Source organism: bacterium (assembly GCA_037143175.1).
Taxonomy (GTDB): Bacteria; Verrucomicrobiota; Kiritimatiellia; order CAIKKV01; family CAITUY01; genus JAABPW01.
Genome location: JBAWZF010000004.1, coordinates 105,258 through 121,032, shown reverse-complemented (window position 1 = coordinate 121,032; position 15,775 = coordinate 105,258). Strand labels below are relative to the sequence as shown.

Annotated in this window: 4 protein-coding genes; all 4 read right to left on the bottom strand. The window is 60.6% G+C overall.

What is annotated here, in order from left to right; translation table 11 throughout:
* Nucleotide 1 precedes the first annotated feature (1 nt).
* Nucleotides 2–1,738, bottom strand: a complete 1,737-nt coding sequence (locus WCI03_02965) for a tetratricopeptide repeat protein (protein MEI8138809.1) — start codon at nt 1,736–1,738, stop codon at nt 2–4.
* 231 nt (nt 1,739–1,969) lie between these two features.
* A complete protein-coding gene (locus WCI03_02960; GenBank protein MEI8138808.1) occupies nt 1,970–2,980 on the bottom strand; it encodes a hypothetical protein in 1,011 nt (336 codons plus the stop codon).
* A 53-nt stretch (nt 2,981–3,033) separates the two neighbouring features.
* Nucleotides 3,034–7,947 (bottom strand): NPCBM/NEW2 domain-containing protein, encoded by a 4,914-nt coding sequence (locus tag WCI03_02955; protein ID MEI8138807.1) that lies wholly within the window; start codon nt 7,945–7,947, stop codon nt 3,034–3,036.
* Nucleotides 7,944–15,773, bottom strand: a complete 7,830-nt coding sequence (locus WCI03_02950; protein ID MEI8138806.1) for a PQQ-binding-like beta-propeller repeat protein — start codon at nt 15,771–15,773, stop codon at nt 7,944–7,946. The genes WCI03_02955 and WCI03_02950 overlap by 4 nt, the downstream gene beginning before the upstream one ends.
* Nucleotides 15,774–15,775: the final 2 nt, after the last annotated feature.

The following is a 15,775-nucleotide window of genomic DNA, read 5'->3' as shown; positions in this document are numbered from 1 at the left end:
ACTATTCCGCATCGACGCCTCCACCCGTTTTTACACCCAGCTGTTCCAGTTCGAGATGAGCCGTATTCGACTGGGCACTGCCTGGATATTTCTTGAGTACAGCCCGCAACGCCGCGATAAACGACTTGCTCTCGCCTGTGTCGCGGTACGCATACGCGATGCGCAATGCAGCTTCCGGGGCGGAGTCCTTGAAGAAATTCTCGATCTCCCGCAGGGTCGCTATGGCCTGATCGCGCTTGCCGTCAGCCATCAGGCACTCGGCGATGCGGAACGAGGAGTCCGGCGGACTGTCGGATAGCCGGTAAGCGGCGATCGCCTCCGCCCACTTGCTCTTCAATTGCAGGAGGAACCCCTTGGCCATCAGCGCCTCCTTGGCATAGGCCGGCACCCGGGCCAGATCGTCCACGAGCGCGAGCCCCTTGTCGCCCAGGCGGGCATCGCGATAATACCGGAGCAGCAACATCTTGCCCCGGTCGGCATCCTTCATGCCGAGGGCGGTCAGTCGCAGCCCATCCTCGTCGCGGCCCCACATCCACCCCCGCGCGATGTTCTCGCGGGTGTCGTCACTGACCGCGCCTGGCTTGAGCTTCTCGATCGCGTTGCGGGCCAGGGGATAACTGGTGGCGGGGCACCTGGTGTAGAAGACGCCGATCAATCCGACGATCTGTTCCCCGGTCATCTTCTCGAACGACAGTTTAGCGTAATATTCCTCCAGCTTGGGCTTGCGGGAGGCATAGTAGCCGATCCAGCGGATTACCCGGGCATAATCCCCGTCCTTCTGATACTGGCTGAACTGTTTGTCCAGGCGCGCCATCCACTTGGCCTCATCGCCATCCACGGCCAGGCGGAAACGCGCCGCCGCCGCCTGGTAGTCGTCCCACTCCGGAAACTTGCCATCCATCGCCTGTGCCCAATACTGGTAGTAGCGGTCGCGGTTAGACCGATCAGCCTCATTGAAGACACCCAACCGGTCAATCGACTCGATCGTCCGGCTCCAGAAGTTGGTATCGGATCCCGCCTGGGGGCTCCATTCAAACGTCTCCATCTTGTCGTAGGCGGCGCGCAACCCGGCCGCGTCAGGCCGTTCCCGGACATAGTACTGACTCACCTTTTCAATGGCCGCACGGGCCGCCTCGGGATTGGCGCGACGAAAGTCCACGGCGACCTGCAGGTAATAGGGTGCCGCCTCGGACCATTTCTCCTGGCGCACCAGGTTGTTGGCGAGCTGGTTGATGGCGCGCGCGGCCAACAGGTGTTTGCTGTAGTCGCTGTCCTTGGCCATCTCGGCCCAGGCCTTCATGGCCTCCTTCGTGTCGGAATTCTGCCAATGGCATTCCCCGATAAAATATAGCGCGGCCCCGGCATAGGCGATAGCATTGGGGAAATAGTCGAGGATCTCGTTATAGACCTTGATCGCATCGTTCCGCTTGTTGTCGAGTTGCAACGATCGTCCCTTGCACAACAGCGCGTACGGGGTGGCGACTGACTTGGGATACTGGAGGACAAAGCCGTCATACGCCGCCGTTGCCTGGCGGTATTCCTTGGCACCGTAGACCTTGTCGGCCTTCGCCAGCAGCACGCTCTCGAATGTGTCGAGCTTGGAAAAATCACCCGCCGTCAGGGAAACCTCCTGGGCGCCGGCCACCGCCGCCCCCAGCACCACCCCGACCCAAGCCCGGCCCAGCACCCGAACGTATCCACAGAAAGTCCACGAAATAAAACGAATCATGTTCAACATTGCACTCCTGAATTTTCCTTTGAACTGTTTAAGCAATACCCGTGCCAATCGTTAACTTGCAGCACATTACCGGAAAAACGGGTGAAAAAACACCAAAATCCATCCAGTACTGTATAGCCGGGTATGCACATTGGAAGAATAAAGCGCGTTATGCTGTATGCACCTCTAACGCAGGGAGCCTATAATGTGCCAAATCATTTTCCGACGGGATCAGGAATGCGGCGGATCGGTTCATCGCGTGCTGGAGCCCGCTTTCGACCTGCACCACCAGGGTGTTATCGCCCTCCCGCAGCCGGTCGCCCCGTTCGCCATCGTTCCACCGCAACTGCCAAACCCCGTCCAAACTGATCTGTTAGCCCGGAACACCAGTCGGGGCCAGGTTGCGGCACCTCGATGGAACCAGCCCCCGGTAAACTCAGGACCGGAGTGATGGTAACGCATATGCGAATCAGAATCCTGCAAGACTGCCAGAAACCACAGCTGCTGTCCTTCTACATTCCACATTTTCGGCTCCCGCACCGGACGTTTCCCTGCGGCTGCAGGCGGCGCCATCACGGCACACTCCTTGGCAATGCCTGTCGCAAGCCAGGGAATGCGCAACTCGGACGTATACCCGGTATCGCAATCAGAGGGATCGTTCACCGTCGAAGGCGCTCCATTCGTTTTTGGCTTAAGCCGGGTCGCCATGGCCACCGTGGCGGGAGGATCGTCCACCAGATACTCTCCACGACAGAACCGGATCCCGTAATCCCAACCGGAATACTGAGCAATCGGATCATTCTCCGGAGGCACCACACACCAGGTATCACTGAAGTTGTTCCGGGCATTATGATGCAGTTCCCACATATACCGCTCACCACCCCAGGAGAGGAAGAACTCGACACAGTCGACTCCTTTGCTGGTCCAAATCACACACCCTTCACGACGGTTCCCATCAGGCCCATCCATCTGCCCCATCCCCTCCGCGAGTAAATTCGTGTCAAACGTCTCATAGCCAATATACAGATACTGCTCGTCCCAGGCATACTTCACCACCATCAACGCCTGGGTACACAACACGCCCAGCTTGTCGCTATCATAGTCCACGCGATAGGCGGTCGCGTCTTTCCAACAGGACTCGTCAAGAGCCCCATCGATCGTCACCGGAGACGTCGCGCGATAGACCTCACAGGAAGCCGGCTCACCCCCGAATACCGGAAGCGCCATCAGCAAGAATGCAAAAAGTTGCTTGTTCAATTTCATAAATACTCCGGAGTGAAATTCCTAACAGTCTACAGCCTAATCACCTATTCAGATCAAAGCTGCAGGACAGGATCGCACCAGTCGGCCACATCGTAGCGGTTTCCATCCCCGCCATCGCCCACGACCAGTCTCAAACGTTCCACGCCCTCCACCGGGACATCCACCACCCGTGCGGCATCCAGCCCTGACATGGTGGGCGACGCCCACAATTTCTTACCATCCCCATACACTTCAAAGACAACCGAACCCTTACCCTCGGTAACAGCATCGACCCCCACCTTGGCCGTAAAACGTTTGAACCGGCCGCCAAGACTGAACTCCTGCAAACTCATCGCAAAGCAGCCGAGGCCGTTGCCAAATCGTTCTTCACCGATCTTCAGCGGGCCACCCACCGTATTACGGCCGGGCCGTGGCGCCCCCACGTTCTGGTCGGCATGGATCGCTCCCACAGCCGTCAGCGGGAATCCCCCACCCCGATACTCGAACGCCGTCCAGCGGGCGGTTGTGCCCCCCTTGGGGTAGCTGATCTTGACCGTGACTTTTGCCTTCCCACCCATGACGGACGCGGCGAGAGGAAATACGGATTCACGTAGGCCGGAAGAAAGCTCCGGGGAGGTCTTCGTCAGATTCCAACTCCCCACCGGTTTGCCTTCGACAAAGACCTCGCCCGTGTGCCCCTCCTGGTCAAGCAGAAAGCTCTTTCTCAACGCCAGCCCGGCACCCGCTGGCACGGACAGCTCGAAAGACTCCGAGCCACCGGACATAAAACGCAGTCCATCCCGCTTCACCACTTCACCCCAGGCCGTCCGGCCCTCGAAAACCGTCTGAGTGCCCCCGGACTGATGATAAGCGAAACGCTTACCTGTCGCCGGTGCAAATGCCGCCAGCGTCTGTTGGGGCCATAATGCGGAGCCACCGATATCACGGACCTGAAGTCGGCTCAGCGCCTCCAGCGGCGCTTCAGCAGACGCTTTCAGGACAAAACGCACAGGAATCTTACCGACCGCATAGCCGCCCTGCTCGAGGACAACCGGCGTGCCAAACACATCCTCCGCCCCGGCCACCTCACAACCCGTTTCGTTAAAGGAAACCATGCCCGGCTCATCGTTCCGCCACACGATCGCGGCGGGGCGGCCGTCCCGCATCTTATACAGCAACCCCACCGAACGTCCTGGCCGGACATCCTGAAGGTCGAGCCCCCCCACTGCATCCATTTCCTGACACCAAGTCCGCAGGTTGGCCAACCCCCACCAACCGGGCTTCAAAAGCATGGTGGCAGGTTTGGCACTCATCGGAGGACAGGCACGCACCTGCTTGTAGGCCACCCCGAGCCCGAAGCGGTCAAAGTCTCCGTTCGCCACAGTTACCGAGGGACGGTAGCCGAAGCGGTTGAGCAACAGGGTGGTCCGGGCAAGATAGGCCGCCTGATCAAAAACGCTGAGTCCTTCGTCCCCCTTCTCGACAGCCCAATCCAGGTCTGTGAAGAAAATCGGGCGCGGATTCTCCGGGGTGCTGCGCAACGCCGTCTGCAGTTCGCCAATAAATCCTTCGAGCAGGGCGTCCTCAGGCGAGAGCCGTCCAAGGTCAAGCCGCATCTGGAGGCCGCTAAACGAGTTGAGGGCATTCGTTTTGGCAAGCCCTTCGAGATATGCCACGGCCGTATCCCGTTGCATCCCGCCAATCAACAGGGGCTTATCGGGGCAATACGCGTTGCGCCAGCGCCATGCCGAATTGAGCAGCGGCGCGAACACCTCCGGCTTCATGGCGAGCGGTCCTGCGCCGTCCGGGTTATCCCAGAGAATCCACCCATCGACATCACTCCCGGCCGCCCGCATCAGTTCACAGACATAGTTATCCCAATCATCGATCCGTTCGGGCCGCATGAAAATATCCACAGCATGGCCCGCGTCACGCGCCCGCCGCGAAAAGGCATTGGCCTGCCGGGCCTGAAAACCCTCGCCCGCCGCCCAGTAGGCGCTATACCCCAGCAAGGCAAAGGGTTCTCCGCCCTGTTCACGTACCCGTTTGGCACGACCGCGCACGGTATCGGCCTGGAAATTTCCCGGATAATGCTCGACCCAATCCCAGTCTTCATCGACAAGCTCGAACAGGCTCCCGAGCGGCCCCCGCAACCGGGAACTCTCACTCAGCGCCTCGTGCCACTTGGCACCGAGCACCGTACTCAGGTCGGCCGCCAACAGGTCTCCCGTAGCCGAGCCACGTACCGCGGTCCCCTCCCGGAGCTCAAATTTCGCAGTATAGGCACCTTGCGGAATCTTCGAGGCAGCCACGACACGTTTGACTTCCCCGGGCTTGAGTTCCAGCGTTGTCTCCGAACCGCAAACGCGTCGCCCGCGCCAGTTCTGAAGCCCGCCGGTCAACGTGAGCTTCCTGACGGATTCCGCATCTGCATTCCAGACCCAGGCCGCCAACTCACCACCGGGCGGCAGGATATTCGACTCCCCGGGTTGGTCGAGCCGGAAACCGACGCGTTCAGCCGGCGGAAGGTGCGTTTCCACAACGATATCATCCACGTAGAGCATGGCCGACTGCAAGTTAGTCTGATTGCCGGGAAGCATCACGAGGTGTAGTCCGAGCGGATAGCTCGGAACAAAACTCAACACAGGTAACTCAATGTTCCAACTCGGCGGTATCAGGGGGAACCGGAACTTCAACTCGCGCCAACCCGTCCAATCCACGGTAACAACCTCACGACTCACGGGCTCGGTGGTGCGCATCGTGAACACATCCCACTGCCCGCGGGAAATACCCTTATTCACGCCGTTCCGGTCACCAATCAAGGGATAGAACTGCACCCCGGAGCCGTCTCCATAGATCCAGAGCGAGAGCGAGACCGGTAGCCCCGGAAGTGGCGGATCGATCGAGACGAGATGATCTGCGCTGTTGGTCGCGGCCCAGGTCAATTCCAGTGAACGCAAGCCCGAGTGGGCCACCTTATTTGTGGTATGCCCCGCCGGCGACTGATCCGGCTCACGTGACAGGCCAGAAATCTGACCCGCACCATAGGAACGATCCTGCTCGAAATCGGCGAAGAACGCACGACTATCCGGCTTTGACAGGATGATCTCCTGATCGACATTGACCGGGGAATCGCCCGCATCGACGGCCACCACCTGAAGTCGAAGCGGGCCTGCCGCCTTGCGTGCCTCCGCCGCCCGTGCCGGCAGGTCTACCCGGAAGGCGCGCTCCTCCTCAGGTTTGAGTTCGCCTTCCATTGCGCCGGAAGCCACAGGCGATCCAGCCTGGTCCACCAGGCTCCACTGTATCTGCACCTTGCGGCTTCTACCCACCCATCCGTTCTGGACGATAGCCCAGGCGCCACGGTCGCCCGCCCACTGGTGTTCGGGGTCATCATAGGCGGCAAAGGCCGCCAACGCTTCAGCCGCCCGCTGTTGCGTATGGATAAAGACGGAGCCAAATTCGACGACCCCGGATTTCACCGCTCCGGAGTTACGATTCCCCGTCACACCCTTTACACTGTCGTCCTCCCGGGCCGCTGCAATGGCAAAGCCCGCCAGCTCCAAGGGAGCATCAATATCGCGCGTCGAGCCTTTGGGTAAATGCGTGAGGATACCGTCTCCGGGCAACCCCACCTCAATATAACGCCAGCCCGTAAAATCAAGTGTGCACAGTAAGGATTCGATACGGGTGCGCTTCCAGCCGCCTTCATAGAAATCGGCCATGTCGCTGTAGTCCTGCAGAATCGCCGACACGCGCGCCCCCGACCCATCCCCCTTGACCCAGAATCCCGCACGGAAGGCGTCCCCGGAAAAATACCGGCGCGCCGGAGGGCGCATATTGAACACCGTTCCCGAATTCTCAAAATCAACCCGCATGGCATAGCGGCCCGGCGGATTGGTTTCGCCACCCGCCGCTGCGGCAATGTCAACCCGGCTCAGCCGCAGGCTCGTCTGTGGCAACCCTGTGTACCGGTAGGCTTCGGCGACCGAGACGTTCTGATCCCCAAACTTGGTCCCGCGCGTGCCCCAGCCGCCGTAGACGTCGGCGAAGGGCTCGAAAAGGAGATAGCTGTTACCGAACACAATCGTCTCATCCACCCGCCCGTTCAGTTCCGGCACATCGGGCGACAGCACATCGCCTCTCAACCTGAAGGGAGGAACGAAGGGGGCGAAACTATCCGGCGCCATCGGGACGACCACTTCCGTCAATTCACCAGGCGCCAGTTTCACCTCGGTGTCCCGGTCCGCCACCGGCGTGTCATTCCAATCCACCAAGGCCATCCGGACATTTGCCCGGACAGGCTTGGAGGTGAAATTCCGCAGATCAACGGCCACCACCAGATTGGTGTCACGGACGCGCATCCGCGAACCGAGTAACCCGACCAGCGCCGTGGCCGTGGGCTTGGGGCCAACCGACGGCACGACGGTCATATCATCAATCCACACCGTCCCCTCCACCGGCAATTCCTTGCTCTGTTCCCCGCGCTCAATGGCAATGCCCTTGAAGCACAGATGCCGTTCGCGCGGCACCTCCTTGAGATCAAATGAAAATTCTTTCCACCCATCGAAGTCGAGCGTCACAGGAGGCATGGGCCTGTCCTTGCCGTCATCATACCGGATCCCGCCGTCCGAATCGGTGACCGCCTTGGCATCCCAAAACGAAAACCTGATCCGGTTCCCGGATTTGTTGCCCTTCACCCAGACATGAACCAGGCCCGGAGCCGGCAGGATAAAAGCATTGGGAAGGAATGAGAGTTCTGCCCGCCCCCGCACATCCAGCCGATAAGTGAGCGCCGCGGAAGCGAGTCCCACCTTTTTTTCAACAAGGTCGACCCGGGCCGAAATACCCAGGCCCGACGGCAGGAGGCTTGAGAACGTACTCACGACCAATGCCGGTTCGGCCGCCGCCCCTTTAACCGCACTCCCCAGCAACAACGCAAGTCCTAGACACATACCGAACTTCTGAATCTTCAAAATGGCGCTCATTTGTTCTCCTCCGGACCCAGCACGATCACGGCTGAATCATATTCGGCATACGTCACAGGTCCGCCGCGATGCTGCGTGCTGGCGCTCCCCGTCAGCATAAACAGGCGCTCCCCGCTAGGGATCACCCCAATGATGGGAGCTGACTTGCCCGGCAACTTGAGCCGTTCATCGGGCCGGCCATCCTGTTGTCGCAGGACCTGAAGGCCGGACCGGGTAGGGACCAGCAACTGGGTCTGTGTGGCCAGCGGTTGCCCGGTCACCTCGCTACCGAGCACCACCGACCAGAGCACCTGCCCCGCCGGCGAGACCAACGCCGCGTGCCCCTGGTCGCTGGCATAGAAGATGCCGTTCGAGCTCACGACCGCGCCACGCGAAATACGCCCGCCCAGCGGCAGATCGAAAATGGACTTCCCATCCGCAGCCCCGAAGGCCCGCATATGCCCGCTTTCATCACCCAGGAACACCACCCCGCCAGAGACCGCGGCGGCGGCCCGGGTACAGGGAGCTATGGGGGCCGTCCATGCCTGTTTCCCCGACTCGGCGGTCACAGCGTGCAGCTGCCCATCCCACGAGGCGGCATAGATCCGCCCTTCGGCCAGCGCAGCCGCCGCGCGGATTTTTCCGGCCGTCTTGTATTCCCAGATCAGGATCCCGGAGTCGAGGTCAACCCGGTAGAGTTTGCCATCGTCTGAACCAAAGAACACATCGTCGCCCGCAGGGGTCGGCGCCGAATAGACGCGCCCCTCGGTCTGGAACGACCAGAGCCGGGCCCCGTTTTCAGCGATCGCATGGAGCCGCTCGTCGGCGGAGCCCACGAGCAACCGCCCGGCATACCAGGCGGGGGTACTGAGCGGGGTAATGGTGCCAAAGGTCCATGAACGCCCCCAATTGAGCCGCCGTTTCCCCAGCTCGTCACCCAGGGAAGCGGAACGCAGCCCGCCACCGGGCGAAGGAACCACAAAGAGTCCCTTGGCCAGAATCGGGCCTGCGGGGAATACGGGCGTGTTGGCATCCAACCGGCCTTTCTCACTATAATTTCCGCACAGGTCGGCAGGCGTGACGGGAGGAACGTGGGCGGGCCCGCCCATGAACATGGGCCAACTGAGCGGATCAACCGGAAATGCCTTCGCACTGCCCGTATCCGGACCGCCAACGGGGCCATAGACCTCCACCTCGGTCAGGCTGTCCCGGTTGGCATGCAGCTGACGGCCCGGCAGAATCTTCAACACATCGGTGAAAATCGGCTTTTCAAAATGGACCACCACAAACCGGCGGCGGTTGTTCCGCACCAGTGCGACCACGCTGGAAATCTTTGCCTCGATATTATTAGCCTCAATGGCAATCGTGCGATAGGGCTCCTCAGGCATGGCATTATTCAGGTAAAGCACGAGATGTGAAACCCAGGCGGGTTGGACCAACGCCACACTGAAGCCCATGGCATCCGGAGATTGGAACCAGGTGGTCCCGATATCATCGAGCCGGCTGTTATGCAGGAAGGACTCCTCTTCCGTGAAGAGCATGGCGGAGTCAGTCCCCCCCTGTTTAAACGCGGTGACATGGTTTTGCGAAATCAGCTTCTGCTTGAGACTGCTGGGGATCCGGCTGTAGCGCACACGGATATCGCGCACAAACGTCGGCTCCACCGCATAGAGCTCGGGATTGGCCAGCAAATTCGCCGAGGGAAAACGGATCGGCCGCAAACTCACCTGATCCACGAGTATCTCGCCACCCGTCGATTCCAGCCCGACCGTCAACCCCGCCGAGATCAAGGGTGCCTTTACCGCCAGCCGCCCGAAACTCCACACTCCGGGCCGCCCCTTGAAAGCCGAGAGAGTGAGCGGGGCCGATTCCCCGCCGAACTGTACGCCGGCGGTCAGCACGGCACCCGTGCCGATCGGCCTGTAGGAAAACTCAAGCAGATAGGTACCCAGGGGAACCACACGCCGGTCAACACCCTGCGTGACCATGGTTCCGGGAATCACCCGCAAGGAGCGTTTGCCGGCGCGAGCCACCTCCGAGAACTGAGGCTTCCCCTCGCCTGCCATCCAGCCGGCTCCGTCTTCGAAGCCGCCATTGGCGAGCTGCTCCATCCCAAAACGCAAAACTGAATCGAGATCGCCGGACTTGTCCTCACCCGCCGGGTAATACTCGCCCGTCGCATCGGGATCGCGATCAAGCCCCGCCCGGACATAGGCCGGGTAGTCACCGCTAGGCGCCTCGTGGAGGGCGGGCACCTGGGCCTGCCACGTGATCTGGCCATCGAGCCCGAATCGCGCCACGGTCCCGTCGATCGCCCCGGCCATCACCCCATCCGCCACCGGCTGCAGCTTTGCCCGGAAAGCCAGATGGCGCTTCCAGAGCGTGGTCCCATCAGCCAGATCGATGCAAAGCACATCCCCATTCCACAAAGAGCGGTAGAGCCGGCTGAGATCCGGGGCGAGCACATCAGAGGAGACCAATACCGCGGGATCAGCCGCCAGGCTCCAGATCGTGCGACCCTTCACGTCCAGGCAGGTGAGCTCGTTACTCCCCTTGAGAAACCGGTCGCCTTTCAGGCGCCGTCCCGGGAGCCACTGCCACCGACCCAGCTTACCGTCTTCAGGGAGCGGCGCGGTGAGACCGCTTGAATCCACCCAGGGTATGGCCGAACCGGCTGGCCAGCGCACAGACCAGCCCCCGGCACTCGTCTGGTTCCCGGGGTCATCATGACTTTCAACAATCAAGGCGCCGGTGCGGGCGTCGAGGAAGCGCGGGCGGAAAGCCCATACATCAACGATCTCCTTTTTGATCTCCGTGCTCCCCGTCAGTTGGTATTCGCTGGAGACCAGGCGGGAACCATCCGGACTCAGGGCCATATTCACCAGGGAGCGGGTCATGGGGAAGGCCGCGGCCCCCCCGCTCTTTTCAGCTTCCTGCACAACAGACACAATCTCCGGTGCCCGATCTGAAAACCACAGTCGCCGTCCCTCATAATCGAGAGCCAACAGACCGGCACGCCCGGCCACCAGGATCTGTTTGAGCGCCGGATTAATCTCGGCCTGCACGTGCGTATCAATTGCGCCTTCGCTCCAATGCGTGTCCGCCCATTCGGTGGCGGCAAGCTTCTTGATCACACGACCAGTTTGTCCGTCCAACAGGAAGAGGTACCATCCACGTCCGGTCAAGGCCATGATGCGGCGCCCGTCATCATACCACCGGGCGGTATATACATCATGCTCGGGCAGATAAATCTTCCACAGCAGCTTCCCATCCGGTCCAAGGCAAAAGAGGTTCTCGCCATAACCGAAGGTGCCCACAAGCACCCGCCCGGTAGCAGGATCGAGATCCATGCTCTGAACCATATCCTCGCCGCTGATCAATCCGGCAAAGGAGTCCCGAGTCGCCGCAACGGTCTGACCGGGCACAAGTCCAGTAGTCACAGGACGAGGAGCCTGCAAGCGCGGAACTGGAGCAGGCCCTGAGGAGGCCTCCGGCTTGAGTGCCAGGAAAGCATCCACTCCGGCACCAAGCCCCTCGGCATCGTTGGCGAGGATGGCCACCGAGTCGAAGCCATTGGCAAAGGCACTGTGGGTCCAGGACACCAGCGCCCCACCCTGTCCGGGGAAATTCGAGGTCAACGGCTCCGACAACGCATCGCGCCGTGTGAGCGCCTCGATGAGACGGTTCTCACCCCGGCGCCCGAGCAGGATCACTGGCCCGTCAATAAAGAATCCGGGTTGAACCACGTCACCCCGCCAGAGCCGCGTTCCATCAAGCCGTGGTTGCTCGCGATCAAAAGGACCCGGCGGACGTGCCACCGCCTCGCAATTCACAATGGAGGCCTTACGCCCACGCGTAGCCAACCCTTTGCACAACCGTTCGGCCGCGGGTCTCGCCCACTGTTGCTCGGGCTCAAGAGGAATCAGGATATCGCCTTGCGTCCCGGCCAAAAAGGCCGCTAAACGTCCGGGATCAGAGAAACGGACTTTGGCCGTGTCGAAAGTCGCCGCAGGCATCAAGCCATCCTTGACCTGAACCGAAGCCTTCGCGGCCAGGCCACTCACTAACTCGCGCACGGAAACGATCCAGGCTCCGGGGGCCCCGTTGACCGGCACCGTCCAGGCCGCGACATATTCCGGGGCGGCGGCCCGGTAGATCTCCTGCATCGTCTGTCCGGAGGGGGTGGTAATCCGGATCTCCAAGGGGAAACTCGCATTGATCGGCTGGCCCTTTGCCCCGAGCACCGTTACCCGGTAGCTCAGGTTCTGGCCAGCCTTCAGCTCCGCGGACGTTTCGAGCCGGACGGAGACGGGAGCCTCGGGCAGGAACGCGAGCACCTTGCCGGGATAGTGGGCCATATCGAGCTCGAGCGACATCCACTCCCCCTCGGTCTTGACCGCCACGGGTTTCATTTCAAGCAGGTCGAAACAAACGGGTGGGCGGCGGGGAAACTCGAGATGCGTGCGAAGCGGCGCCTGATAGAGGGTTTTAGACAGGCCCGTGAACCCGACCTGGTTTAAGTTCGGCACCACCATGTACTGACCTTCTCCCCGTATCAGCCAGTCGGGACCCACCATCATGTCGTGCCGTGCTGCAGGCAGGATGTGCTTCGCGAGCGTTTCGCGCACGAGGCGCGTGGTCTCAACACTCCGGTCCCAAACCTGCTCGGTTTCAAAGTCCGTGTACTTTGGAAATGAACCCAACTTCGGATCGTACTCATCAAGTTCGCTATCGAGGCGAACAGCCCCCTCGACCGGCAAATGACTGGATCGCTCAACAAGCAACGTCTTCCCGGCGTTGGAAAAGCGACGCAACTCGGTCAACGTTTTCGCCGGACATTCATCCTCAAAGGTAAATCCCGGCGCGAAGAGTGCGCTGTATTCCATCGCACGCCCGGCGGCAATATCATCATCACCCAGGAAATCGGCCGGATAACCCGCACGTAGACAAGCCACCCAGAGCCCCTCACACTGCTCCGTGATGCTGTTCGGCTTGCGGGCGCCGAGATACTGCGCGGAACGCGAATAGTAGATCGCCACCTTTTTGTAACCCTTGTCAAGCGAGAGGAAAAAATCACCATAGCGGGTACAGAGCGTACCGGCGATGTTCTTCAACGCATCCCCGGAATTGCCAAGGGTAAAATACGTAAAACCCTCGATGCGTTGCGAAAGCGCGAAGAAGGCTTGGCGCAAAATGTGCTGATCGTAAATTCCCGGACTATGGTAAGTATGGAGCTGGGTCCAGACGCGGCCCTTCCCGCCAAGTCGAAGCACATCGGCCTGCATCGGAGCGAAAACAGGCCGATCCCCGCAACCGGAGTCCTTATACATGACGCAGGCCGCGATATCGAGGGAGGCAAACACATCCTCCTCACGCCCATTGGCCGCGATATTTCCCCCGTTATGGCCCCAATAACGATTGAGCGTGAAATTGGCTGACGAAGGCATCACGCTTTTCACCGAGCCAGCAAGCCGGTCACACCAGAGCCGCCAGCACTCATCCTCGTAGGCGGGGTACGTACGGAACGTATCAAGATCCTCCCGGTTTCGCTGCTCGACAGGTCGGGCGATATACCGATCGAAGGCCTTCATCGCCTTGGCACTTGTGAGGTTCGGATTCTTGGCACGGTACCCGAGTTCCATCGCCTGCTCAAAGGCCGAGACGATCGGAACGCCATCAATGAGCGACCGGGTATAGATCTCATCATACAAGCAGACCCCCTGGAAGGCAGGGCTATGTCGCATCGAGTGCGTTTCGAGTCCGGCATAGCGCGCACAGGCACCCAGGATAGCGTCACCGCGTGGAAGGGTCGTGTCGTTATAGGTAAATAGATCCTCCCAGAAACGCAGGTTGTACCGCACGCAGGCATTGAGGAAACGATCCCGCCCGCTGGACTGTGCATAGGCCTCCCACGGACCAAGTTCTGGACACTCCCGAATGACCTGCTCAACCACGGCATCGTTATGGACCACCCGATCCATGTCGTAGGACATGCCTTTAAAGCCGTTGATGCCCATCGCGCGGAGCTCGCGTACAAGCTCCTCCGCCCCCTGGCCGGAACGGATGCACTGCGCGTACCTGCTGCCCCAGGACGAGTACTTACCGAGAATGATGTTATCAAAATGTGTCGCCGGTTCAGGCTCTACGAGATCAAAGACCAGCGGACGGGCCGATATCTGTCCAAGGGTCGCCTCAACCCGATAGGAGCCAGGTGCCAACTGAAGGGTTAACGCACTGTCAAGCTGCACCAGCCGTGTGTCACGATCCTTGACCGCCGACCCGAGCTTGTCTTTGAACAGGCTGAAACGCCGTCCCTGCGCATCGACCAGATCAACCTGAAGGGGCGTCCCCGCCGGGATCGGCTGCCCAATCGCCAGCAGCCCAGCCCCCACCCAGAAGGATTCCCCCCGGTAAAACGCATCCCGGCCCCGCTGAGTGAAAAGCCCGAGACTCATCGGACGTGGCTCGGACACCGTAATCCAAGTCTCGACCGACAAGGGCGGCCCCGCTTCGTCAGCCGGCCGTACACCCAGCTCAAGCTTATAAAGCCCATCAGGCACGCGCGGGATCGCCAATTGCGCCCGGCAGTCAGGCCCGGACCGCACCTCAACGGCAACCCAGTTGGTGGCCGCATATCCCTGAAGACGCGCAAAAAGAGCAGCGCCATCCAACCGGTTGGTCAGCGTGGCGGACGCTTCGTTTGTAACCACCCGTGCCCCTGCGGGAATGCCGGAATCAATCGCCTGAAGCCGAACTGTCGTCGCATCACCCGGCTTGAAATGACGAGTCGACAACTCGGCGAGCAGGCCGCGCTGAATGCCCTTGGTGGGATCGGGAAGATCGACTCGCAAGGCCTTGACAGGCAATGATGAAAGGTCGCCTCCAACGGAGATGACGGATCCGGTCATACCCAGGCAAACTTCGTATCCCTGGCGGCGGGGATACAAATGAGCAAACTTGGGTGTGCCTGCATCGTGTTCCCCCCACTGCATCTTCTCAACGCCGGTGACCACGACCGAGCAATTACGGTCGCCAGTGAGCGGAAAGGCGTAGAGCGGAATGCCGATTTCCCACTGGCTGACTCGCACCGCAGGCATCGGCGCCAAGCCCCCACCTGCTCCCGCCGCAATACCATCAGCTCCGAGTTGAAAGCTGATGCCAACCGGATGAAGTTGATACCCGTGCCCAGCATGGTGGGCGGGAAGCCAGATCGTCAAGGGCGCAAATTTTTCAAACACCGGCAGCAATTCATGCGCCTTGCCGCTTTTACGCCACGCCTCATGCGCCTCATCCGCAGTCCCGGCAGGAAGCATCTCGAGGGAATCCCGCAACGTCAGATCGGGCAGAGGCGCCTCGCGCATGGAGGGAGGCAAGTCGGGGTCTGTCGGATTAGAAAGGAGGGCACGAATGGTAACCGGATAAGCCTTGATCCGGATGATTTTCCCGGCAACAAGCAGATCGGGACTTTCAGAGGTAAGGGTTCCGTCAGCTCCCAGCGTGAAGACGTGATCGCCCGGCCATAGGACATGCCGGCCCGGCTTGAGCTCCTGCCGCGCCCGGGGTATACGGTCGATGTACTTGCCTTCATGGTAGCGCTCGAACAGCGGCTGGCCATCCAGCAGAATATTCCTGGCCCAACAGACGACCTTGACGCCAACCTTCTGGACCTCCACCCCGCGCGCTGTCTGCACAGGGTTAAGGATCGGTTCATTCACCTCGAGACTGTCCACCGTGACCTCGGGCCGGTCATAGGGCACAAGACGGAATTCGATTTCGTCGGCCACAGACCCGCGTCCGAAGCTCAGCAGCCCCGACAAGATCATCAGGAAAAATATTCGTCGGTTCATTG

What these genes read in the sequence shown, in the direction of transcription:
- WCI03_02965 (MEI8138809.1), bottom strand. Translation starts at nt 1,738, where the DNA reads ATGTTGAACATGATTCGTTTTATTTCGTGGACTTTCTGTGGATACGTT.
- WCI03_02950 (MEI8138806.1), bottom strand. Translation starts at nt 15,773, where the DNA reads ATGAACCGACGAATATTTTTCCTGATGATCTTGTCGGGGCTGCTGAGC.
- WCI03_02955 (MEI8138807.1), bottom strand. Translation starts at nt 7,947, where the DNA reads ATGAGCGCCATTTTGAAGATTCAGAAGTTCGGTATGTGTCTAGGACTT.
- WCI03_02960 (MEI8138808.1), bottom strand. Translation starts at nt 2,980, where the DNA reads ATGAAATTGAACAAGCAACTTTTTGCATTCTTGCTGATGGCGCTTCCG.